Below are 23,391 nucleotides of genomic sequence, written 5' to 3' on the forward strand. Positions count from 1 at the left end.
AGTGGAGGAAGTGAATGGCTGATTATCGGGCACCGTCGCCATTGGCGCGTGAGGCTATGGCCTATGTTCTGGCTGGCGGACGCGGCACGCGTCTGATGGAACTGACCGACCGGCGCGCCAAGCCCGCCGTCTATTTTGGCGGCAAGTCGCGTATCATCGACTTCGCGCTCTCCAATGCCATCAATTCGGGCATTCGACGCATTTCTGTGGCGACGCAATATCAGGCGCACAGCCTCATTCGCCACCTGCAGCGCGGCTGGAACTTCCTGCGCACCGAGCGCAACGAAAGCTTCGACGTGCTGCCCGCGAGCCAGCGCGTCAAGGAAGACATGTGGTACGCCGGCACGGCCGACGCCGTGTATCAGAACATGGACATCATCGAGGATTACGGTCCGCGCTATATCGTGCTCCTGGCCGGCGACCACATCTACAAGATGGACTACGAAATCATGCTGCGGCAGCACGTCGATACGGGCGCCGACGTGACCATCGGCTGTCTCGAAGTGCCGCGCATGGAAGCGACGGGCTTTGGCGTGATGCATGTCGACGGGCGCGACCGCGTCGTCGATTTCGTCGAAAAGCCCAAAGATCCGCCGGGTATTCCGGACAAGCCGGATATGGCTTTGGCATCAATGGGCATCTATGTGTTCGAGACGCGTTTCCTCATGGAACAGCTCCGTCGCGACGCGGCGACCGAAGGGTCTAGCCGCGATTTCGGCAAGGACATCATCCCCTATATCGTCAAGAACGGCACGGCCTGGGCACACCGATTCCCGCGCTCCTGCGTGCGCTCGAGCAACGAGACGGTTTCCTATTGGCGCGACGTCGGCACGGTCGATGCCTATTGGAAAGCCAATATCGATCTCACCGACATCAATCCGCAGCTCGATCTCTATGATCGCGACTGGCCAATCTGGACCTATGCCGAGATTACGCCGCCGGCCAAGTTCGTGCACGACTTCGACGGACGTCGCGGCTCGGCGGTCAATTCGCTGGTTTCGGGCGATTGCATCATTTCGGGTGGCCATCTGCAGCGCACACTGATGTCGACGGGTTCGCGCGTGCATTCCTATTCAGCGCTCGATGAGGCCGTGGTGCTGCCCTATTGCGATATCGGGCAGAATGCGAGGCTGAGAAAGGTCGTCATTGACCGCGGCGTCAATATCCCGGCGGGTCTCGTCGTGGGCGAAGATCCGGAATTCGATGCCAAGTGGTTCCGGCGGACGGAAGAGGGCGTGACCTTGATCACCCAGGCCATGGTCAACCGCTATCTGGCCGATCGATGATCGAAGTCCTTTCGGTCGCTTCCGAGGTCTATCCGCTCATCAAGACCGGTGGTCTTGCTGACGTCGTCGGCGCTTTGCCGGCGGCTCTGGCGCAAAACGGCGTTTCGATGCGGACATTGCTGCCGGGCTATCCGGCGGTGACGGCAAAGCTCGGCGCGGCGCGCGAGGTCCATCATTTCGATGACCTGTTCGGGGTCACGGGACGGCTGCTGGCCGGGCGCGTCGATGGCATGGACCTGATCGTGCTCGATGCGCCGGTGCTCTATGACCGGCCGGGCAATCCATATGTGGGTCCGGAAGGGTGGGACTGGCCGGACAATTGGAAGCGCTTTGCTGCGCTCTCCTGGGTCGCTTCGGAACTGGGCCTCGGGCTTGTCGAAGGCTATAAGCCGCAGGTCATTCATGCGCATGATTGGCAGGCGGGGCTTGTGCCGGCCTATGTAAAATATGGTCCGTCCTCGACGCTCAAGACCGTGATGACGGTCCACAATATGGCGTTTCAGGGCACCTATGGCTACGATATTTTCCCGCAATTGCGCCTGCCGCAGCATGCGTTTTCGGTGGAAGGTGTCGAATATTATGGTGGGGTCGGTTACCTCAAGGCCGGCGTCGAATGCGCCGATGTGGTGACTACCGTATCGCCGACTTATGCCGCTGAAATCCGCACGCCAGCGTTTGGCATGGGGCTCGATGGGCTCCTGAACAATCGCTCGGAAACCGTCTTCGGCGTGCTCAACGGCATCGATATGGAGGCCTGGAATCCGGCGACGGATATGAGCCTCAAATCGACCTATACCGCCAATTCGCTGATGGGCCGCAATGCCAATAAGGCAGCGATCCAGGAGGCGTTTGGGCTTGAGCCATCGACCGGGCCACTCTTCGCGGTTGTCAGCCGCCTGACCTGGCAGAAGGGCATCGACCTCCTCGTCAACACCATCGACCTTCTGGTCGAGGGTGGCGGGCAGTTGGCGGTGCTGGGTTCGGGCGAGGCCGAGCTCGAGAATGCCGTGCGCGGGGCGGCGATGCGCCATCCTGGGCGGGTGGGTCTCGTTACCGGCTATAATGAGCAATTGAGCCATCTGGTGCAGGGCGGGGCGGATGTGATGGTCGTGCCGTCGCGGTTCGAGCCATGCGGGCTGACCCAGCTTTATGCACTGCGCTATGGATGTATTCCGCTCGTCAGCCGCGTCGGCGGGCTCAATGATACCGTGATCGACGCCAATGTTGCCGCATTGCAGGCAGAAGTCGCGACGGGCGTACAATTTGCGCCACCGAGCGAAGACGCCCTCGCCAATGCCATAAGGCGCACGCTGGCGCTCTTTGCGGATGATAAAACCTGGAAGAAAATGCAGAGACGCGGCATGAAATCGGATGTGAGCTGGGAAACCAGCGCCGCCCGCTATGCCGAACTCTATGCTTCGCTGATTGGACTGAAACGCGATGACACTGCAGACGATTAAGACCACGCCCTATGCCGACCAGAAGCCGGGGACCTCGGGCCTGCGCAAGCGCGTCACGGTCTATCAGCAGCCCAACTATGTCGAGAACTATATCCAGGCGATTTTCGACAGCCTCGAAGGCTTTGCCGGCCAGACCTTGGTGATCGGCGGCGACGGGCGCTATTACAACGATGTCGCCATCCAGAAGGCCATCCGCATTGCGGCGGCCAACGGGTTCGGCAAGGTGCTGGTCGGGCAGGGCGGTCTGCTTTCGACGCCGGCAGCCAGCCATGTCATCCGGCACTACAAGGCCTTTGGCGGGCTGGTGCTCTCGGCCAGCCACAATCCGGGCGGGCCGGAAGGCGATTTCGGCATCAAGTACAATATCGGCAATGGTGGACCGGCGCCCGAAAAGATCACCGATGCGGTGTTCGACCGCACCAAGGTGATCGACAGTTACAAGACGCTCGATACGCCCGATATCGATCTCGGGAAGATCGGCACGCAGCAGATTGGCGACATGGTCGTGGAGGTGATCGATCCGGTCACGGACTATGCCGCGCTGATGGAGACGCTGTTCGATTTCGACGCGATCCGGGCGCTGTTCAAGTCTGGTTTCACCATGACGTTCGACGCCATGAATGCCGTGACCGGACCTTATGCCAAGGCGATTATCGAGGGCATTCTCGGGGCGCCTGCCGGGACAGTGATCAATGGCGTGCCGTCGCCATCGTTCAACGACGGACACCCCGATCCGAACCTTGTCTATTGCAAGGATATGTATGACCTGCTGATGACCCCTGAGGGGCCGGATTTCGGCGCGGCCTCGGATGGGGACGGCGATCGCAACTTGATCATCGGCAAGAACCGCTTTGTGACGCCATCGGATTCGCTGGCCCTCCTGGCCGCGAATGCGCATCTGGCGCCGGGCTACAAGGGCGGGATCGCAGGCATTGCGCGATCGATGCCGACGAGTGCGGCGGCCGATCGTGTCGCCGAAAAGCTCGGCATCGAAATGCACGAGACGCCGACGGGCTGGAAGTTCTTCGGTAACCTCCTCGATGCTGGTCGCGTGACGATCTGTGGCGAGGAAAGCGCCGGCACCGGCTCTGACCATGTGCGCGAGAAGGACGGTCTTTGGGCCGTGCTGCTCTGGCTCAACATTCTCGCTGTGCGCAAGCAGGGTGTCGACGAGATCGTGCGCGAGCATTGGGCGACCTATGGGCGCAACTATTACACGCGCCACGACTATGAAGAGGTCGATAGCGCCATCGCCAATGCGCTGGTCGATGATCTGCGCGGGCGGCTATCGAGCCTGCCCGGCCAGGTGATCGACGGGCTTGAAATCGCCTATGCCGACGACTTCACCTATCATGATCCGGTGGATGGTTCGACGAGCGCCAAGCAGGGCATTCGCATTGGCTTCAAGGATGGCTCGCGCATCGTGCTGCGCCTCTCGGGCACCGGTACGGTCGGGGCGACATTGCGTGTCTATCTCGAGCGATATGAACCAGCCGATGGCCAGCACAACCTGGACACGCAGGAGGCGCTGGCGCCGCTGATCTCGATCATTGAAAAGCTTGCCGGCATCCAAAAGCGCACCGGCCGGAACGAGCCGAGCGTGATCACCTGAGACCAGTTTGTTGAGCGAACCAACACTCGTTCCGGGCGCCGGGAGCATTGCAAAGCTCGGCGCCACCATCACGGAGAACGGCGTCAATTTCGCCGTTTACTCCGAAACTGCCAGTGCCATCTGGGTTTCGCTCTTTGATGAGCAGGACCAGGAAATCGCGCGGGTCGAACTCGACGTACACGAGGACAATATTCGGGCTGGCCTGATTGCCGGCCTTGGCGCTGGTGCCCGCTATGGGCTGCGCGCCGATGGAAGGTATGACGAGGAGCAGGGGTTCTTCTTCGATCCGCAAAAGCTGCTGGTCGATCCCTATGCACGGCGGCTCGACCGGGTCTTTGTGCGCTCGCCGCGTTTGCGGCTTCGACGAGAAGAGGCGGTGGATACGGCGCCGCTGATCCCCAAGGCGATCGTCGTCGGGGAAGGCAATGAAAATGCACTGCCACGTGGGGAGCCGCCGGGCCTTTTTTATGAGCTCAATGTTCGCGGCTTCTCCATGCGCCATCCGAGCGTGCAGGGGCCGCTGCGCGGCACGATCGCGGCGCTGACGACGCAACGTGTAATCGATCATTTCAAGTATCTCGGTGTCGACACCTTGCAGTTGATGCCAGTGGCCGCGTGGATCGACGAAGGGCATCTGCCGGCTCTGGGGCTTACCAATGCCTGGGGTTATAACCCCGTGGCTTATTTCGCCATAGACCCGCGCCTCGCGCCGCGCGGGCCGCAAGAATTGCGCGTGATGACCGATCTCTACCGGGAGAACGGCATCTCGGTGATCCTCGACGTCGTCTATAACCACACCGGCGAAAGCGATGCCGAAGGGCCGATGCTGAGCATGATGGGGCTCGACGCGCAGACCTATTATCGCTTCGTTGAGGTCGATGGGAAGAAGGTGCTGGTCAACGATACCGGCACTGGCAATACGCTGCGGTGCGATCATCCGGCGGTGCAGCGGCTCGTCATCGAGAGCCTCCGCTATTGGGTCGAAGAGCTTGGCGTTTCAGGCTTCCGCTTCGATCTCGCGACAATTTTGGGCCGCGAGCCCGGCTTCAATCCGGACGCCGAAATGCTGCGGCTGATCAAGACCGATCCGGTGTTGAGCCAGTGCATTCTTGTCGCTGAGCCGTGGGACCCCGGGCCGGGCGGCTATGGCTTAGGAAAATTTGGGCCCGAATTCCAGGAACACAACGACACGTTTCGCGATGAGGTGCGTTCGTTCTGGAAGGGCGAGCCCTATACAATAGGGGCGCTGGCGGGGAAGCTTTCTGGATCGGCAGAGGTTTTCAATACGCCGGGCAGGAGCCCGAGCGACAGCGTCAATATGCTGGCGGTGCATGACGGTTTCACGCTGCGCGATCTCGTCAGCTACAACGACAAGCACAATGAGGCCAATGGCGAGAACAATCGCGATGGGCACGGCAACAACCATTCGTGGAATTGCGGCGTCGAGGGCGAGACGGAGGACGAGGGCATCAATGCCGTGCGGCGCCGGGACGTCCGGGCACTGCTCGCGACGCTGTTCTTTTCGCGCGGAACACCGCTGATCCAGCAGGGCGACGAGCTTTATCGCACGCAGCAAGGCAACAATAATGCCTATGCGCAGGACAATGAGATCACGTGGCTCGATTGGGACAATGCCGATGGGGCACTGGTGGATTTCGTCGCGGCTGTGAATGCCTTTCGCAAGGCGCATCCAGCGTTGAGCGCGGACGCGTTCTTCACGGGCCAGGACAAGGACGGCGGGCGCGATGTCGTCTGGCTGCACCCGGACGGGCGCGAGATGACCGAGGGCGACTGGAACGATGCCGGCGCCTCGGTGCTCGGCATGCACCTGCGCTATGAGGGTGACGAGGTGCTGGTGTGGTTCAACCGGCGAATCGATCCTGTGGAAGCCAGGCTGCCGGAGGGCGATTGGGCGCTGGGCATCCAGTCGGATCCGGGATTTGAGGTTTCGGTGTCCGAGAGCGTCGCGAAAGTTGGGCCCCGGTCGGTCGTGGCGCTGGTTCGGCCGTAACGACCGAGTTACGAAAGCTTAGGATAGGCCCCGGCTTTCGCCGGGGTGACGATCTGGGGGTAGGGTGGCGGCTATTCGGCGGCCATGGCCTGGAAGCCGCCGTGTTTTTCGATGAAGCCGATGATCTGGTCGAGGCTTTCGCGGCGGAGGAGGTCGGTGAAGACGTAGGGACGGCCTTCGCGGACTTTTTGGGTGTCGCTTTCCATCACGTCGAGGCTGGCGCCGACATGGGGCGCGAGGTCGGTGTGGGTGATGACCAGAAGATCCGAGCGAGAGATGGCCGGGCCGCCCTTGCGCGGGATTTTTTCGCCCTGGGCGACCGAGATCACATAAATCGTGAGGTCAGCGAGATCGGGCGAGAAGGTCGCGGCGAGATTGTCGCCGCCGCTTTCGATAAGAATGATGTCGAGATCGGGGAATTTGCGGTTGAGATCGTCGATCGCCGCAAGGTTGAGCGAGGCATCTTCGCGGATGGCGGTGTGGGGGCAGCCGCCGGTTTCGACGCCGACGATACGGTCTTCGGAAATGGCCTGGACGCGGGCGAGGATCAGCGCGTCCTCGCGCGTGTAGATGTCATTGGTGACGACGGCCATGGAATAGCGGGTGCGCATGGCCTTTAGCAGCATTTCGCAGAGGGTCGTCTTGCCCGAGCCGACTGGCCCGCCGATGCCGATGCGAAGGGGACCGTTAAGGCTTTTGGTCATGAAATGCTCCGGGGTTCAAAGGAAGCGCAGGACGACAAGGGCGAGAAAGCCGAGGCCGATGGCGAGGCAAAGCGGGGAATAGACGCGGCGGTCGTTGAGCCGGAAATTGGGTTCTGGCGTGAGCTCGGCCCACTTGGCGGTGTAGCCGAGAATGCCGCGGCCAAGGAAAACCACCGCGATAGCCAAGCCGCCGAGATTGAGCAGGGTGCCACCGGAATCGTGGTCGGCCAGCGCCAGGGCGTAGATCGCGGCGGCGGCCGTGGCGAGGGCGATGGAGAGCGAGGCGAGGCGCGGGGGCATGCGCTCGATATCGCGGAAGCCGACGACGGTTTGCGCGAGGAGCTTTTCGTTGCGGATCGGCCAGGTGCGCCCGATCGACCAGACGAAATGGGCGAGCGACACGGTGAAGAGCGCAATGAACAGGAGGGACGCGATGAACATGTTCACGAGCGGAAAATCCTTGTGGGCAGCGTTTCGTGCTGCATCTGGGCGATATCGGCGCCATAGGCGACGCTACCGATTTCGTCCAGTGTGGCATGCTGGCACAGATCGGCGAGTTGGGCGATCTGTGGCTCAAGCGCAGCCATAATGGCAAGGCCATCTGTCTGGCCAATGGGCACGAGGCGCACGGCGACCGAGACCTGGCCGTGCACGGTCGCGGTGAGATAGCCGACGAGTGTGTCGCGCAAAGCAATGGCATGCACGCCGGCAAGGGCGCCAACCGCGATGGGATAGGGGCAGGGTTTCGGGAGGTCGAACGGCGGGTCGACGGGCCATGCCGCAGCAGCGGTAACGAAGGCATTGCCGGTCATCGTGGTTTCGGCGTGGCGTTCGCGGGCTGGGGTTAGGGCGAGGCAGAGATCGGCGAGATCGCGCAGGGTTCTGGGGTCGCGCGGAGCGCGGTGGGCGTGCGCCATGAGGATGGCGTCGGTGCGGAGGGCACCGTGAAGGAGTGCGCCGCTGATCCAATCCTGTGCCGTCAGGCGATCGTGCACCGCGCGGGAGACGATCGCGGTTTCGAGGCCAGCAGACCAGGCAAAGGCCCCGACCGGGAAGGCCGGCGAGAGCCAGGTTAGAAGTTTCTGAAGATCGGCGCTCACGGTCTACCGCGCGAGCAGGGCATGGCCGGGTTCGGCATGGTTGTGACTGTGATAGGCGCCATGTTCGGCAAAGAACGGTTCGGTGACGTCGGTCACCTTCGCGCCGAGGCCTTCAAGCATGCCTTTGAGGACATGGTCGCGCTTGATGAGGATGCGGTCGGCGTCGAGCTGGGCGGGGGTGTGGCGATTGCCGATATGCCAAGCGAGGCGCAGCAGATGAGCCGCGTCCTTGGCGGTCACGGCGTAGAGGATTTCTTTCGCAGCCAGCACTTCGATGATGCGGCCGTCTCCGAGTTCAAGGCCGCCTTGATGGTCAAGCGTCACGGAATTTGGGAAGTCGACCATGACTTCCGTGCCGTTCTTGCCCGTCAGCAGCTTGCGGCGCACCCGGCGCTCGTCATGCGCCAGAGTGATCGTGTCGATGGGGGCGCCGCGGCCGTGATTGGCAGGAAGATGGGCGACGGCACGGTGCATGGACGGCTTATCCTTGGAAATTACGGGGTGTTGCTGGCGGCAAGGCAGGTGGCGAGCGGCGGGGCGCCTTCTTCGGCCTGTAGATCGCTGAGTGTCGCGTCATCGCCCTTGGTCGACCACTCATAGGGGCCAGAGACATAGCGGGCTCCGGACGCGGATACGGTCGTTACGAAGACATGGACTTCGCCTTCGACCGGCACGAGCGCCAGGAAATTGGGCGCGGCGTTGATATATTGGACGCGGAAACCTTCGCCATTGTCGCACTGATAGATGGCGACGGTGCGCTCGATGTCGCTGGCGCTCGAAAGGGTCAGGGTCATGTCGGCGACCGCTGCAGGCGGCGCGACGGGCACCGCGGCTGGCGCGGCTTCGGCCGGAGCTTCGGTCGTGTCCTGAGCCAGCAGCGGAGCGCTGCCGAGGCTGAGCAAGGCGACGGCGAGAATTGTGCGCGCTGAGATCATGGTCTTCCCTCCAATGATGTCGTGATGTCGAACCGTGTCGAACTCAAGCGCACAATCATGGTGTTCGGATGTTCTGGCAACGTCGATCAGGCCCGTCGCAGGAGAAATATCGCGCCGGGAAGCGGCACTTCGCGCTCGAGGCGAATGGGCTGATCGCGCTCGGCGATGATGGTGAGGTCATGGCGGGCCGCGAGGTCGCGAATATAGGCGGCGCCGTGGGCGAAACGGCCGCTGGAGCGGACGGCGATGCCGTCGCCGTCATGGGTTTCGATTGAGAAGGCGATGTGCGCGCCGGGTGAAAGGCGCGGCATGAGCGCCTGAAACAGTGGTTCGATGTCGCCGATATAAATGAACACGTCTGTCGCGACGACGAGGGCATAGGGACCGGCGAGGGCGTCATTGGTAGCGAGAACCGTTGCGGCGTCGCCGACGACGAGGTGACGATAGAGGCCTCGCGCTTCGGCCTTCGCCACCATTTTGTGCGCGATGTCGATCCCGTCGATCGGGTAGGCTGACTGCGGCAGTGCGGCGCCCATGAGGCCGGTGCCGCAGCCGAGATCGAGGGTGGGACCGGTTTGGGCATTGTTCGTGGCCAGAAGATCGGCGATGGCCTGCGGCACGCGATATTCAAGTTTGTCAGTCAGGTGCTCATCGAAGGTTTCGGCGTAGGAATCGAAGAGTTCTGCGACATAGGTTTTGTCGGGCGCGCCCTCTTTGGAAAGCGCGGCCACCATGTGGGCTGCGTAGAGGTCCTTGGGCTGCAATTTGACGGCGCGGGAGAAGCTCTTTAGCGCAGCGTCACTTTGGCCGAGATCGAGCTGGGCCTGGGCGAGTTCGCGGAAAATGCCGCCATCATTTGGGTGCAGCGTCCGACCTTTGTTGAGAAGGTCGAGCGCGTCTTGCGGTTGCTTTAACGCGAGCAGCGCCTGAGCCAGTGCGATGTGGAGTTCGCCCGAGCGGGGCTGCAGTGCAAGGGCCCGGCGGAAGCTGACGGCTGCGATCTCCGCCGCGCCTGTACGCATGGCAAGGCTCCCCATGAGCTTGTGCCCCTGCGGCAGGCCAGGCGCGACATTGACGAGCTCGGCGCTGAGCCGCGCGGCATCGGCAATCTTGCCCTGCCGCTCAAGCTCCTGGCCCTTGGCCAGAAGCTCGGTCGCGCGGAGGGCGAGGATAGGGTTGGTGGGGAGGCCTTTGAGTGTGCCGGTCGGCTTCTTCATCAGAACAGGAAATATCGTTGCGCCATGGGCAGCACCGTAGCTGGTTCGCAGGTGAGAAGTACACCGTCGGCGCGCACTTCGTAGGTTTCGGGATGCACGTCGATATTGGGGGTGGCGGTGTTGAGCTTCATCGAGGCTTTGCCGATGCCGCCGCGGGTGTTTTGGACCGGGAGAAGGTCCTTGTCGACGCCGAGGCGGTTGCGGAGGCCGGCGTCGTGGGCGGCCTGCGAGATGAAGGTGACCGAAGAGCGGCTGACCAGTTTGCCATAAGCGCCGAACATCGGGCGGTAGTGCATCGGCTGCGGCGTTGGGATCGAAGCGTTTGGGTCGCCCATGGGGGCGGCAGCGATGGAGCCGCCGAGGATAACCATTTCGGGCTTTACGCCGAAGAAGGCCGGGTTCCAGAGGACGAGGTCTGCGCGCTTGCCGACTTCGATAGAGCCGATGTGCTGGCTGAGGCCGTGGGCGATGGCGGGATTGATCGTGTATTTGGCGATGTAGCGGCGGACGCGATAATTGTCGTTGTCGCCGGTTTCCTCGGCGAGCTTGCCGCGCTGGCGCTTCATCTTGTCGGCCGTCTGCCAGGTGCGGATCAAGACTTCACCGACGCGGCCCATGGCCTGGCTGTCGGAGGAGATGACCGAAAGAGCGCCCATATCGTGGAGAATGTCTTCGGCCGCGATCGTTTCCTTGCGGATGCGGCTTTCGGCGAAGGCGACGTCTTCCGGGATCGACTGATCGAGGTGGTGGCAGACCATGAGCATATCGAGATGCTCGGCGATGGTGTTGACCGTGTAGGGGCGCGTCGGATTGGTCGAGGAGGGGATGACGGTCGGGAGGCCCGCGACCTTGAGGATATCCGGAGCGTGACCGCCGCCGGCGCCTTCGGTGTGGAAGGCGTGGATGGTGCGGCCCTTGAAGGCGCCGACCGTATCTTCGACGAAGCCGGATTCATTGAGCGTGTCGGTGTGGATCATTACCTGCACGTCATACTCATCGGCGACCGAGAGGCAATTGTCGATGGCGGCGGGGGTCGTGCCCCAATCCTCGTGTAGCTTGAGCGCAGAGGCGCCGGAAAGGATCATCTCGACGAGTGGGGCAGGGACCGAGGCATTGCCCTTGCCGGCCAGCGCCAGGTTCATCGGGAAAGCATCAAAACTTTCGATCATGCGCTCGACATGCCAGGCGCCGGTGCATGTGGTGGCAAGGGTGCCATGGGCCGGGCCCGAACCGCCGCCGAGCATGGTGGTGACGCCCGACATCAGAGCTTCTTCGATCTGCTGGGGGCAGATGAAGTGAATGTGGGCATCCATGCCGCCAGCGGTCAGGATCTTGCCTTCGCCGGCAATGGCTTCGGTCGAGGGGCCGATAATGATGTCGACGCCCGATTGCGTGTCCGGATTGCCAGCCTTGCCGATGCCGACGATGCGGCCGTTCTTGAGGCCAATATCGGCCTTGAAGATGCCGGTATAATCGACGACGAGCGCATTGGTGATGACGGTATCGACGGCCCCCTCGGCGCGGGTGCGCTGGGACTGGCCCATGCCATCGCGGATCACCTTGCCGCCGCCGAATTTTACCTCTTCGCCGTATGTGGTGAAATCCTTTTCGACCTCGATGAAGAGTTCGGTATCGGCCAGGCGCACCTTGTCGCCGGTGGTGGGACCGTACATGTCGGCATAGGTGTCGCGGGAAATACGGGCGGGCATGGCGGCTCCGGTATCAGGAGAAACGGGACGGCAACGGCAAAAGCGCCCGGCCAAGTTTGGCCGTGCGTCTAAGCTGCGTGAAAGCTGTGGTTTTAGAGTCGGTTAGTGTGCGGTCTTGCGAGATTGAGTCTGGTAGACCGCGACCGAGCGATCGATGATGGCATCGAGAATTTTCTCGCCCTCGGCAATTTGCATATCCGAGCGCATGGTCGCCGCGATCAGCGACATGGCGAGCGCCTGAATAGCATAGGCGTGCTTGGTCTTGTCCGCTTGATGGTATTCGTTGCCGCGCTTCTCGAAGATCTTCAGCAGGTCGTTGTAGACCTCTGATGTCATATTGGCTTTCGCCGTGACCCAGTTTTGCTGCTGCAGGCTGGCGGCAATATCGGAGGCCAGATGGCCGATCATGGCCATGGCTTGGCCGTCCTCGCCGCCCGATGTCACGATGTCGCTGACAACCGCTGTAAAGCGCTGCTTGAATTCGGCATTGCGGGCGGCGTTGTCTTTGGTCTGGGCAGTCATGGTCATCCAGGCAAATGGCAGTGGAATTGGTGGTGGTTAAACCATCAATCGCTGCCGATTGCCACGACGAAGACCGGAAAATGCCCAGACGTCTGCGCATGGTTAGAGGGCGCCCATAATCTTTTGGCGGAAGCCGAAAACTTGGCGGTCACCCCCGATCGGGATCAGGCGTACTTTACGGGCTTGGCCTGGCTCAAAGCGCACCGCGGTGCCTGCAGCTATGTCGAGCCGCATGCCGCGGGTCTTTTCCCGATCAAAGCGAAGGCCGGCATTGGTTTCATAGAAGTGGTAGTGCGAGCCGACCTGGATCGGCCGGTCGCCGGTGTTCGCCACTTCGAGGGTCAGTTGCTCTAGCCCTGCATTGAGTTCGATCGTGCCTTGGGCGGGGATGATTTGTCCGGGTATCATGCCGACCTCACGCTGCAAAAGCGAGCCACAGGCCGCCGAGCGCGGTTGCTGCGCCAGCAATGCGGCCGAGTGTCTTGCCACCGAGGCGGGAGAGCGACAGGCCGGCCCCGATGCCGACGAGGTGCAGCACAGCAGTGGCGATGACAAAGCCCAGCGCGAATTGCCAAGCGCCCGCTTCGCCAAGCTCGCCGCCATGGGCATGACCATGGAAGAAGGCGAAGAAGCCGACCATTGCCGCAACGCCCGCGGTCGGGACCGGGAGGGCGAGTGCCACGGCGATGCCGATGAAGATAACCGAGGCGAGGATGACGGGCTCTACGAAGGGCAAGGGCACGCCAGCAATGGCAGCGGCAAAGCCGACGGCCATGGTGCCGACGAAGGCTGCGGGAACAATCCATACCGCGCGGCCGCCCTGCATGGCGGCCCAGAGCCCGACAGCGACCATGGCAAGGATATGGTCGAGGCCGAAAAGGGGATGGCTGAAGCCGGCAGCGAGGGAACCATGTTCGCCGGGGTCAAGATGAGCAAAAGCGGGCATGGTGGCGGCCGCCAGAATGGATAGAGCGATCAGCGCGCGTTTGAACATTTTTGCCTCTTCAGCGAATGGGTTGGTGAACGGTGACGAGCTTGGTGCCGTCTGGGAAAGTGGCTTCGACCTGCACGTCGTGGATCATCTCGGCAATGCCCTCCATGACCTGGGCGCGCGTGATGACATGGGCGCCGGCTTCCATAAGCTCGGATACGGCGCGGCCATCGCGGGCGCCTTCGACGACGAAATCGGTAATCAGTGCAATGGCTTCGGGATGATTGAGTTTGACGCCGCGTTCGAGCCGCTTGCGCGCGACGATCGCGGCCATGGCGATGAGAAGCTTGTCTTTTTCGCGGGGGGTCAGGTTCATCGGCCGTTTTCCTAAAGGTGCCAGAGACGCGGCAGATCGCCGGCGCCAGTCAATTCGATTAGAGTTGGTACAATAAGGCGGCGCAAGGCAAGCCCAGTTGGCGCCATGGCGCGGATGACGAGACGTTCGCCATTGGCGCTGGCCGCGATCATGTCTTTTCCGGTGTGCTGAAGGCGAAGGCGGTCCAATACGATGTTGGCCATATCCGCATTGGCGGCCAAATGGAGAATGGAGGCGAACGCTCGGCAGCCGTCTAGCAGGGACAAACCATCGCGCTCGCTGCCATCGCCCGTCAGGCGGGTTGCTTCGGCATGGAGCAGGCGGTCTCCGCGATAGATGCGCCAATTGTCGGAGAACATGGCATCGCGGGCTTCCTCGCCCATGGCATCGCGGCCGAGAAGGACCGCCTCGATCGCCGTCAGCGTTGCGGCAGGTTCGAGCGTGATGTCGAGCGTACGGCTCAGTTTGCTGCCAGCAAACAGGATTGTCTCTTGCGGCAGCCAATCGAGATGAGCGCCCGCGCCCACGTGGAGTTTGGCTCGGACAAGCGCCGTATCTCCGGTCGAGCGATAGCTGCGTTCGCAGGCCTGAGTGGTGACAACCAGTTTGCCGCGGGGCGAAACTTCGGCGGACCAGTCAATTTGGTCTCCGCCAGTAATACCGCCCGCTGTATTTATCAGCACGGCTTCGAGTGCTTGGGAGTGCGTATGAGGCAGACGTATCTTGCCGCAGCCTTCTTGGAAAAGCGTATCGAGGCAAGTCTTGCCGTCGCGCTGTTTGGTTTTAATGCGCCCAATGCCCCGCGCTCGTTGCATGAGCGAGGTTGGACGAACTGCCTCTAAATTTGGCTTTACGGCGAAATTCATTGCAACGATCTGGCCTCAGCCCCGTTATTTAGGCGAGCAAGCGCTCTTTCATAAAGAATTTTCAAGAGGGTTATAAATGATCAAGTCCGCTCTTTCTGTTCTCGCTCTTACCGTTGCTTTCTCTGGCGCTGCTTTTGCCCAGGGCATGATGATCAATGGCGTCGCTGTTTCCGAAGCCGACCAGCCGGCTGTTCAGGAACGTTGCGACCAGCTTTCCAATGCTGAGGCAACTGAGTCGCTGAGCCCCACCACCAACGCCACCGATGCTTCTTCTGACGCCTCTAGCTCGGGTACCGCAGGTCTCGACGCTACTGTTGATAGCGCTCCTGCTGTTAACGAAGCTCAGGCAGTTACCGCATCGATCGATCTTGACACCATTTCGCTTCAGGCTTGCATCGACGGTGGCTTCACCACCAAGTAAAAGTTCGCTCATCAGCGTCTTTTGGGCACCTGACTTCGGTCAGGTGCCTTTTTTTATACCATCAGGTGCTTGCGTACGTCCGGCCGGTCGAGATCACTGGCCGGGCCCTGATGCATGATTTCGCCGCGGTCCATGACGTAGATGTTGTCGGAGATTTCGCGGCAGAAATCGAGGAATTGTTCGACCAGCAGTATGGTCATGCCCTTTTCGTCGCGGAGAAACTGCAGGGCGCGGCCGATGTCCTTGATGATCGAGGGCTGAATGCCTTCCGTGGGTTCATCGAGAACCAGAACTTTGGGTCGGGTGACCAGAGCGCGACCGATAGCGAGCTGCTGCTGCTGGCCTCCCGAGAGATCGCCGCCCCGCCGTCCAAGCATGGATTTCAGGACAGGGAACAGCTCGAAGATGTAGTCGGGAATGTTTCTGTCGCTGCGGGCGAGGCCGGCATAACCGGTTTCAAGGTTTTCCTTTACCGTCAGCAGCGGGAAAATTTCGCGCCCTTGCGGCACGTAGCCGATGCCCATGCGGGCGCGCTTGTATGGTGGCGTTTTTTTGAGCACGTCGCTGCCGAAAGTTATGGCACCCGATGAGATGTGGTTGATGCCGGTAATGGCGCGGAGGGTCGAGGACTTGCCGACGCCGTTGCGGCCGAGGACGGCCGTGATCTTGCCCGGCTGGCAGTCGATGGAGACGCCCTTGAGCGCCTGCGCGGCTCCGTAATGAAGGTCGATGGTTGAGATCGAGAGTGCTGCGGTCATCGTCCAAGATACCTTTCGATCACGACGGGATTCGCGCTCACCTGGTCGAGTGTCCCCTCCGCCAGGACGGCGCCTTCGGCGAGGCAAACCACGCGCGAACCGAGCTCGCGCACGAAGCTCATGTCGTGCTCGACCACGACCACCGATCTGGTTTGGGCGATTTCGCGCAGCAGTTTCGCGGTCTCCTCGGTTTCGCTGTCGGTCATGCCGGCGACGGGTTCGTCGACGAGCAGGAGCTTAGGATCTTGTGCAACCAGCATGCCAATTTCGAGCCATTGCTTCTGGCCGTGGCTGAGATTGGCCGCTAGCTCGTCCTTGCGGTGGAGCAGGCGAACGGTTTCGAGGATCTCGGTGATGCGGGCCACGTCATCGTCGCTGGCGGTGTAAAACAGCGTTGCAAAGATGCCGCGGGGTTTTCTGAGCGCCATTTCGAGATTGTGCCAAACTGTGTGACTCTCGAAGACGGTGGGCTTTTGAAATTTCCGACCGATGCCGAGATTGGCAATCGCGGCTTCGTCCAACTTGGTAAGGTCCGTGCGACCGTCGAACATGACGTCGCCCGCATCCGGACGCGTCTTGCCGGTGATGATATCCATCATCGTCGTCTTGCCCGCGCCGTTAGGGCCGATGATGGCCAGCATTTCGGTGGGGCGGACGATGATCGAGAGATTGTTGATGGCCTTGAAGCCGTCGAAGGCAACCGAGACGCCGTCGAGATAGAGCATCGTGTCTTGGGCTTTGCTCATGGCTTACTCCGCCGGCCGGGGTTGGGGATTGTCGAAAGTCGACGGGTCTTCGCCGCGTTCGATGTCAGCGGATTGGGTCGGGGTCGGTGCAGCCGGTTCTGCCTTGCGTCGATTGCCGAAGAGTTGCTTCCAGAGCCCGACAATGCCCTTGGGTAGGAACAGGGTGACGAAGATGAAGAGGGCGCCGAGGGCGAAAAGCCAGAATTCGGGCAGGGCGCTGGTGAACCAGGATTTGCCCAGGTTGACGACGATGGCGCCGATGATCGGGCCGATCAGGGTGCCGCGGCCGCCGACGGCGGTCCAGATGACGACTTCGATCGAATTTCCGGGCTCGAATTCGCCGGGATTGATGATGCCGACCTGCGGAACATAGAGGGCGCCGGCAATGCCAGCCATGATGGCCGAGACGGTGAAGGCAAAGAGTTTTACGTATTCGACGCGGTAGCCGATGAAGCGCGTGCGGCTTTCGGCGTCGCGCACGGCGACCATGACTTTTCCCAGTTTGGAATTGACGATCATCGAGCAGACGAGGACTGAAAGCGCGAGAGCGATGGCGGTGGCGGCGAAGAGGACTACGCGAGTTGATTGGGCCTGAACCGGGGCGCCGAGGATGTCCTTGAAGTCGGTAAGGCCGTTATTGCCCCCAAAGCCCATGTCGTTGCGGAAGAAAGCCAGGAGCAGAGCGAAAGTCATCGCCTGGGTGATGATGGAGAGATAGACGCCGGTTACGCGGCTGCGGAAGGCGAAGAAGCCGAAGATGAAAGCGAGGAGGCCGGGCACCAGCACAACCATGGCCATGGCGAACCAGAAATTGTCAAAGCCCATCCAGTACCAGGGCAGCTCCTTCCAATTGAGGAAGACCATGAAGTCGGGGAGCGTCGGATTACCATAGACGCCACGGGTGCCGATCTGGCGCATGAGATACATGCCCATGGCATAGCCGCCGAGCGCGAAGAAGGCGCTGTGGCCGAGCGAGAGAATGCCGCAATAGCCCCAGACGAGGTCCAGCGCGAGGGCGAGGATAGCGTAGCTGAGATATTTGCCGAGAAGCGAGACGAGATAGGTCGGGACATGGCCGAACTGGCCCGGCGGGATGAGGAGGTTGGCCATGGGCACGAAAATCGCCACGGCGAGCAAGATGCCGATAACCCAGATGGCCTTTTTATCGAGGGCGCGGAACAGGGCTTGGGTCAGCATTTTTTTGTACCTTTCATCTGGGCCATTCGAGCGTAGCTCTCATGGCCTTCGCCCCTAAAATCGCTCCACCGGAGCGATTTTGCCTTCCCGGCCGGGTCGAAGCCCCTCATCCGGCGCTGCGCGCCACCTTCTCCCCGAGAGGGAGAAGAATAAGAGGGGAGCACCATTCCTCTCCCACTCGGGGAGAGGGTGGATCGGGCGAAGCCCGAGACAGGTGAGGGGGCTTTAGAACTCATTGCTCGATCGCCCTTCCCTTGAGGGCAAACAGCCCTCTTGGGCGCCGCTGGATGAAGAGGATGATCAGCACGAGGATCAGGATTTTGCCGAGCACCGCGCCGGCATAGGGTTCGAGGAATTTGTTGGCGACGCCGAGCGTCAGCGCGCCGACAAAGGTGCCCCAGAGATTGCCCACGCCACCGAAGACCACGACCATAAAGCTGTCGATGATGTAGTTCTGGCCGAGATTGGGCGAGATGTTATCGATCTGGGTGAGGGCGACACCCGCAAGGCCCGCGATGCCTGAGCCGAGGCCAAACGTCATGGCGTCGACGAAGGGGGTGCGGATGCCCATGGCCGAGGCCATGCGACGGTTCTGGGTGACGGCGCGCATCTGGAGGCCGAGCGGCGTGCGATTGAGGATCAGCAGCAGCATGAAGAAGACGATGAGCGCAAAGATGACGATCCAGAAGCGGTTGTAGGTGATGGCGAGGCCGAAGAAATCGGTGGAGCCGGACATCCAGGTTGGGGCGATGACCATCTGGTTGGTCGGCCCGAAGATCGAGCGCACGGTTTGCTGCAGGATCAGCGACAGGCCCCAAGTAGCGAGGAGCGTTTCAAGCGGACGGCCATAGAGCCAGCGGATGATGCCGCGCTCGATGCCGACGCCGATGGCACCGGTAACGAGGAAGGCGACGGGCAGGGCGATGAGCAGGGAATAGTCGATGAGGCCCGGGAATGACTGGCGGATAACGAGTTGGGTGAGGAAGGTCGTGTACGCGCCAAGCATGACCATTTCGCCATGCGCCATGTTGATGACGCCCATGACACCGAAGGTGATGGCGAGACCGATGGCGGCGAGGAGAAGGACGGAGCCAAGCGAGACGCCGAACCAGACATTTTGTAGCGCAGCCCAGACGGCGCGGCTTTGTTCGAGGCCGGCAATAGCGGATTGGATGATGGGCTTGACCTCGTCGGGCGCGCTGGCAAGGGCGCTGGTGAGGACCGTGATGGCACCGCGGCCGGCGCCCGAGACGATCTGCGGCACAGCAGCCTGCTTTTCTTCGATCGACGCGTCTTCGCTCGATAGGACGGTGATGGCGCGCGCGGTCTGCATGACGCCGAGCACATTGGCATCGGTCTCGGCGGCAATGGCCTCATCGAGGAGCGGTAGCGCGGCCGGATCGGGATTGGCGAGGAAACCCTGCGCCGCGGACAGGCGGGTGCGCGGATTGTCGCTCATCAGCGTCAGGCCACCGAGAGCCGCGGAAATATCGCGCCTGAGGCCGTTGTTGACGCGAATGCGCGAGAGGTCGGCATCGGCGCCGAGGTCCACCGCTTCGCCAGTGAGGGGATCGGTGATGGCGGAGCCGGTCTGGATGACGACGCGGCCGGAGGTTTCGTCGAGATAAAGGTTGCCGTCGCCGAGAGCGGTGAGGACGGGGACAACGGCGGGGTCGCCGGTTGCTGCGAGGTCAGTCACGATCTGGGTAAGTTCGCGCAAATTGGCTTCGCCCATGGCAGCGATGCGGGCGGGAATATCGGTGGTCTGGGCCTGTGCCAAAGTGGAAATGAGAAGCGACAGGGTGAGTAGCGCCAGGCGGAGAAGTTGAGTCAGCATCGCTTGGGAAGTCCTTGTCGCGGTTTAGGAAGTTGAGGGGGTGGTGTATGCCGCCACCCCCTCCCAGCCTCCCCCATCTAGGGGGAGGTGCAGATTTGTGATTGGGGCTAGATCATGCCCACGTCACCAGCCCTACACCTCCCCCTTTGATGGGGGAGGATGGAGGGTGTGACCCCTTTACTGCGCTGGCGTGCCGCCGCAGGTTTTGGTTTCGGTGTTGTAGTTGCCGCAGTTGATGGGGGCGGTCCAATCGGCTTCCAGCATCTTGGATTCCGGCAGGTAGTCGGACCAGGCGTCACCGGCGACGAGGTCGTCGGTCTGCCAGACCACGAAGAACTGGCCGTCGTCCTGGATTTCACCAATCAGCACGGGCTTGGTGATGTGGTGGTTCGGGAGCATCTTGGCCATGCCACCGGTCAGGTTCGGCGTTTCGAGGCCGACGATGTTCTCGATCACGGCGTCGGCGTCGGTCGAGTTGGCCTTTTCGACGGCAGCAACCCAGAGGTTGAAGCCGATCATGTGGGCTTCCATCGGGTCGTTGGTGACGCGGGTGTCCGAGCCGATGAACTTGTGCCAATCGGCGATGAACTTTTCATTTTCGGGCGTATCGACCGACATGAAGTAGTTCCAGGCAGCAAGGTGACCCACGAGCGGGGTGGTATCGAAGCCGGAGAGTTCTTCTTCGCCGACCGAGAAGGCGACGACCGGGATATCTTCGGCCTTGATGCCCTGATTGCCCAGTTCGCGATAGAACGGCACGTTGGCGTCGCCGTTGATGGTCGAAACCACGGCGGTCTTCTTGCCTTCCGAACCAAAGGCCTTGATGTCGGAGACGATGGTCTGCCAATCGGAATGACCGAAGGGCGTGTAGTTGATCATGATGTCTTCTTTGGCGACGCCCTTGTCGAGCAGGTACTGCTCAAGGATCTTGTTGGTCGTCTGCGGATAGACATAGTCGGTGCCGGCGAGGACCCAGCGCTTCACCGAGCCGCCATCTTCGCTCATCAGATAGTCGACGGCCGGGATAGCCTGCTGGTTCGGGGAGGCGCCGGTGTAGAACACGTTGCGCTGGGATTCTTCGCCTTCGTACTGGACGGGGTAGAAGAGCAGCGAGTTCAGTTCTTCAAAGACCGGCAGAACCGATTTACGGCAGACCGAGGTCCAGCAGCCAAAAACCACGTCGACATCGTCGACTTCGATCAGCTGGCGAGCGAGTTCGGCGGCCAGCGGCCAATCCGAAGCGATATCGACCACGACCGGCTCAAGCTGCTTGCCGAGAACGCCGCCCTTGGCATTTTGCTGTTCGATGAGGAACAGCATGGTGTCCTTAAGGGTGGTTTCGGAAATCGCCATCGTGCCCGAGAGCGAGTGAAGAATACCGACCTTGATGGTGTCGTCCTGCGCCTGGGCAGGCACCATTGGCATTGTGAGGCTGCCGGCGAGTGCCGCAGCGAGCAAGGCGCTTTTGGCGCGCGAGAAATTCATGTGTTCGTCCCTCTAGTTTCGTTGAGCCCCAGGAGACAGCCAAGGGAGGCGCCTCGATGGGGTCAACTGAGACGATTTCGGCTTCGCGCCCTATACGTCGATTGACGTAACTGCCGGCACGGGCACCGCGGGGAGGTGGAAAACCACTTTGATCAAACGATGTAGCATGGCTGTCATATGAGACCTTTATGGGCGGGCCGCGAAACCTAACTCAGTGAGGCCGTTCATGATTTCTCTCAAAACCCTGATACGCTCCAGCGCGCTGGGGCTGCTGCTGGCCACGGGCGCCGTGGCCCAGGATGCGCCAGCGCGGCCGACAGGTCTCGGCTTTGAAGGCACAGCGCCGACCGCTGAGAACGTCCCCGCCTATATCGAAAACGGCGCCACCAACCAGCGCGGCGACGCTTGCATGGCAACGGTCGATACCAATGCCGGCGTGCGGCTGCTGTCGGGCTTTCTGAAGGTTTGGGAACCGTCGACGTTGCTGGTCGATGCGGGTGTTGAGGCCGAGGCAAATGGCGATTGCCCCGCGATCGTCAAAAGTGATTGGGACGGCATTCCAGGCTCCGCGACCGATGGCAAAATCCTCGATCAGGCTGTGCATGATCACAACATGGATTATGTCGTGCAGGTGACGGCGTCGCGCAGCGCCCAGCAGGCAATCGGCGCCTATCTCGATGACCGCCGCGGCAAGAATATCAGCATGCTCGATGGGCTCGGCCCGCTTGCAGACGCGTGGAAGAACGGCGCGCATCAGTTCACGACGATCACGCAGGTGCAGCCGGACGCGACGAGCGTCAAATATGATGACCATGGCAATAATCGCGGTCTCGGCAGCGTTGGAAACGAAGAGGCCGAGGTCGATGCCAATGAAGATCTTGGCCTCGCAGTCGATTTCATCAATGCGATGAGCGGCGCTGGTTCGACCGAGCCGGCAAAGCGCTTTTACAAGTATGGCCGTCCGTGGCGTTGGGACAGCGACGTGTTCGTCGTGCCCGCGCTCGAGCCGGCCAAGAGCGGTTCGGCTGGGACGGATGGCGGGTTCCCGAGTGGTCACACGGCTGAAGCCTGGCGCGATGGCCTGGCCATGTCCTATCTGGTGCCGGAGCGTTTTCAGGAAATTCTGACGCGGTCCGTGGAGATGGGCGATAGTCGGATCATCGCCGGCATGCATTCGCCGCTCGATGTGATCGGCGGTCGTATGCTGGGGACGGCGACGGTCGTCTATAATCTCAATCTTGCGGATAATGCCGAGCTCAAGGTCAGCGCCCGCGCACAGGCACTGGCTTGGTTGCAGCGCCAGACCGGCACGGAAACTGAGGCCCAGCTCTATACGGCGGCTCACGCTTGGCCGCTGACCGAGGATCGCTTTGCCGATGCTGAGCTGAACGTCGCCTATGTCGCGCCGCGCCAGTCCTATGGCTTTGAGGCTGTGGCTTCAGACGCAGGGGCCAAGGATGTCGTGCCGACCGGGGCCGAGGTTATGCTCGAAACCCGCCAGCCGTATCTCACTGCCGAACAGCGTCGCGTGGTGATCAAGTCGACGCTGCTGCCAGCCGGTTTCCCGGTCATGGATGATGCCGAGGGTTTTGGCCGTCTCGACTATATCCGTGCGGCTGATGGCTATGGTGCCTTCGATGGGGATGTTACAGTTACCATGGATGCGAGCCTTGGTGGCTTCAATGCCCGTGACACCTGGCGGAATGATATCGTTGGTGCAGGCATGCTGACCAAGGCCGGGAGCGGCGCGCTTACACTTGCGGGTGACAACGGCTTTACCGGTGGTGTTGTCGTCGAAGGCGGCGAACTCGTCGCGGCAAGCCGTTCTGCGCTGGGTGCGGGCGACGTCTATGTCGCGGGCGGCACGCTTGCAGTTGGTGCGAGGGGAGTCGACGTCGGTGGCGATCTGACTGTGCTCGACGATGCCGGTTTGGCGATCCGTGGCCTTGCGGATGAGGCGGTTGCGGTGGCCGTCGAAGGGAATGTGACGCTGCTCGGCGGGACACTCGACATCACGCTTCCTGAATCGGCAGAAGGCGTTACGCTGGTTTCTGCAAGCGGTATCGAAGGCACCTTCAACGAAGTCCGTCTCAATGGCGCGGCTGTCGAAGTGACCTATAGCGCGGATGCCATCACGCTGGCTGCTGCCCAGTAAACTCCGGAGAGGGGCCGGTTCGCCGGCCCATCTTCTCTGCTTGCCAAGTGGCGCTTTTGCCGA

Annotated in this window: 23 protein-coding genes; 6 read left to right on the forward strand and 17 right to left on the reverse strand. The window is 61.6% G+C overall.

Features of this window, described 5'->3' with window-relative positions; genetic code table 11:
- Positions 1-14: 14 nt before the first annotated feature.
- From glgC to glgX, 4 genes are read left to right on the forward strand one after another with little or no spacing between them, the layout of a single operon-like run.
- Entirely contained in the window at positions 15-1,286 is a 1,272-nt protein-coding gene (gene glgC, locus ASG47_RS15990) for a glucose-1-phosphate adenylyltransferase (protein WP_061910869.1), read from the forward strand.
- On the forward strand, positions 1,286-2,746 hold the full coding sequence (gene glgA, locus ASG47_RS15995; RefSeq protein WP_061911588.1) for a glycogen synthase GlgA: 1,461 nt from the start codon (positions 1,286-1,288) through the stop codon (positions 2,744-2,746). Before glgC ends, glgA begins: the two co-directional genes overlap by 1 nt.
- Positions 2,727-4,358, forward strand: a complete 1,632-nt coding sequence (locus ASG47_RS16000; protein WP_061910871.1) for an alpha-D-glucose phosphate-specific phosphoglucomutase — start codon at positions 2,727-2,729, stop codon at positions 4,356-4,358. Before glgA ends, ASG47_RS16000 begins: the two co-directional genes overlap by 20 nt.
- Before the next feature lie 10 nt (positions 4,359-4,368).
- Complete coding sequence (gene glgX / locus ASG47_RS16005; protein WP_061910873.1) at positions 4,369-6,369, forward strand: glycogen debranching protein GlgX; 2,001 nt, start codon at positions 4,369-4,371, stop codon at positions 6,367-6,369.
- Between the two features lie 71 nt (positions 6,370-6,440).
- Here glgX and ureG read toward each other — a convergent pair whose 3' ends face one another.
- From ureG to ASG47_RS16065, 12 genes are all read right to left on the reverse strand, one after another.
- Entirely contained in the window at positions 6,441-7,073 is a 633-nt protein-coding gene (gene ureG / locus ASG47_RS16010) for an urease accessory protein UreG (RefSeq protein WP_061910875.1), read from the reverse strand.
- Positions 7,074-7,088: 15 nt separating this feature from the next.
- On the reverse strand, positions 7,089-7,514 hold the full coding sequence (locus tag ASG47_RS16015) for a DUF3995 domain-containing protein (protein WP_061910877.1): 426 nt from the start codon (positions 7,512-7,514) through the stop codon (positions 7,089-7,091).
- Positions 7,515-7,516: 2 nt separating this feature from the next.
- Entirely contained in the window at positions 7,517-8,173 is a 657-nt protein-coding gene (locus tag ASG47_RS16020; protein ID WP_061910879.1) for an urease accessory protein UreF, read from the reverse strand.
- 3 nt (positions 8,174-8,176) lie between these two features.
- Complete coding sequence (locus tag ASG47_RS16025; protein WP_061910882.1) at positions 8,177-8,647, reverse strand: urease accessory protein UreE; 471 nt, start codon at positions 8,645-8,647, stop codon at positions 8,177-8,179.
- Positions 8,648-8,667: 20 nt separating this feature from the next.
- On the reverse strand, positions 8,668-9,108 hold the full coding sequence (locus ASG47_RS16030) for an MliC family protein (protein ID WP_061910885.1): 441 nt from the start codon (positions 9,106-9,108) through the stop codon (positions 8,668-8,670).
- 86 nt (positions 9,109-9,194) lie between these two features.
- Positions 9,195-10,325 (reverse strand): tetratricopeptide repeat protein, encoded by a 1,131-nt coding sequence (locus ASG47_RS16035; protein WP_061910887.1) that lies wholly within the window; start codon positions 10,323-10,325, stop codon positions 9,195-9,197.
- Complete coding sequence (gene ureC / locus ASG47_RS16040) at positions 10,325-12,034, reverse strand: urease subunit alpha (RefSeq protein WP_061910889.1); 1,710 nt, start codon at positions 12,032-12,034, stop codon at positions 10,325-10,327. The genes ASG47_RS16035 and ureC overlap by 1 nt, the downstream gene beginning before the upstream one ends.
- Positions 12,035-12,136: 102 nt before the next feature.
- On the reverse strand, positions 12,137-12,556 hold the full coding sequence (locus tag ASG47_RS16045; RefSeq protein WP_061910891.1) for a hypothetical protein: 420 nt from the start codon (positions 12,554-12,556) through the stop codon (positions 12,137-12,139).
- 102 nt (positions 12,557-12,658) lie between these two features.
- Entirely contained in the window at positions 12,659-12,964 is a 306-nt protein-coding gene (locus ASG47_RS16050; RefSeq protein WP_061911590.1) for an urease subunit beta, read from the reverse strand.
- A 7-nt stretch (positions 12,965-12,971) separates the two neighbouring features.
- The gene (locus ASG47_RS16055) at positions 12,972-13,550 is read right to left on the reverse strand and encodes a HupE/UreJ family protein (protein ID WP_061910893.1); all 579 of its coding nucleotides are present in this window, start codon (positions 13,548-13,550) and stop codon (positions 12,972-12,974) included.
- Between the two features lie 10 nt (positions 13,551-13,560).
- Entirely contained in the window at positions 13,561-13,863 is a 303-nt protein-coding gene (locus tag ASG47_RS16060; protein WP_061910895.1) for an urease subunit gamma, read from the reverse strand.
- 11 nt (positions 13,864-13,874) lie between these two features.
- A complete protein-coding gene (locus tag ASG47_RS16065) occupies positions 13,875-14,546 on the reverse strand; it encodes an urease accessory protein UreD (RefSeq protein ID WP_244487121.1) in 672 nt (223 codons plus the stop codon).
- 259 nt (positions 14,547-14,805) lie between these two features.
- Here ASG47_RS16065 and ASG47_RS16070 point away from each other — a divergent pair, with 259 nt between their 5' ends.
- A complete protein-coding gene (locus ASG47_RS16070) occupies positions 14,806-15,150 on the forward strand; it encodes a hypothetical protein (RefSeq protein ID WP_061910898.1) in 345 nt (114 codons plus the stop codon).
- 53 nt (positions 15,151-15,203) lie between these two features.
- On the opposite strand, the gene urtE is transcribed toward ASG47_RS16070, so the two are convergent.
- The 5 genes from urtE to urtA form a co-directional block, all read right to left on the reverse strand.
- Positions 15,204-15,908: an urea ABC transporter ATP-binding subunit UrtE gene (gene urtE, locus ASG47_RS16075; RefSeq protein WP_061910900.1), complete on the reverse strand. Its 705-nt coding sequence runs from the start codon at positions 15,906-15,908 to the stop codon at positions 15,204-15,206.
- Positions 15,905-16,654: an urea ABC transporter ATP-binding protein UrtD gene (gene urtD / locus ASG47_RS16080; RefSeq protein WP_061910902.1), complete on the reverse strand. Its 750-nt coding sequence runs from the start codon at positions 16,652-16,654 to the stop codon at positions 15,905-15,907. The genes urtE and urtD overlap by 4 nt, the downstream gene beginning before the upstream one ends.
- A 3-nt stretch (positions 16,655-16,657) precedes the next feature.
- The gene (gene urtC, locus ASG47_RS16085) at positions 16,658-17,851 is read right to left on the reverse strand and encodes an urea ABC transporter permease subunit UrtC (protein ID WP_082511792.1); all 1,194 of its coding nucleotides are present in this window, start codon (positions 17,849-17,851) and stop codon (positions 16,658-16,660) included.
- A 232-nt stretch (positions 17,852-18,083) separates the two neighbouring features.
- Positions 18,084-19,688, reverse strand: coding sequence for an urea ABC transporter permease subunit UrtB (gene urtB / locus ASG47_RS16090; protein WP_061910904.1), 1,605 nt, complete (start codon positions 19,686-19,688; stop codon positions 18,084-18,086).
- 177 nt (positions 19,689-19,865) lie between these two features.
- Positions 19,866-21,173: an urea ABC transporter substrate-binding protein gene (gene urtA / locus ASG47_RS16095; protein ID WP_061910906.1), complete on the reverse strand. Its 1,308-nt coding sequence runs from the start codon at positions 21,171-21,173 to the stop codon at positions 19,866-19,868.
- 226 nt (positions 21,174-21,399) lie between these two features.
- Here urtA and ASG47_RS16100 point away from each other — a divergent pair, with 226 nt between their 5' ends.
- The gene (locus ASG47_RS16100; RefSeq protein WP_061910908.1) at positions 21,400-23,328 is read left to right on the forward strand and encodes an acid phosphatase; all 1,929 of its coding nucleotides are present in this window, start codon (positions 21,400-21,402) and stop codon (positions 23,326-23,328) included.
- Positions 23,329-23,391: the final 63 nt, after the last annotated feature.

The sequence above is a fragment of the Devosia sp. Leaf420 genome (genome assembly GCF_001425445.1).
Taxonomy (GTDB): Bacteria; Pseudomonadota; Alphaproteobacteria; order Rhizobiales; family Devosiaceae; genus Devosia.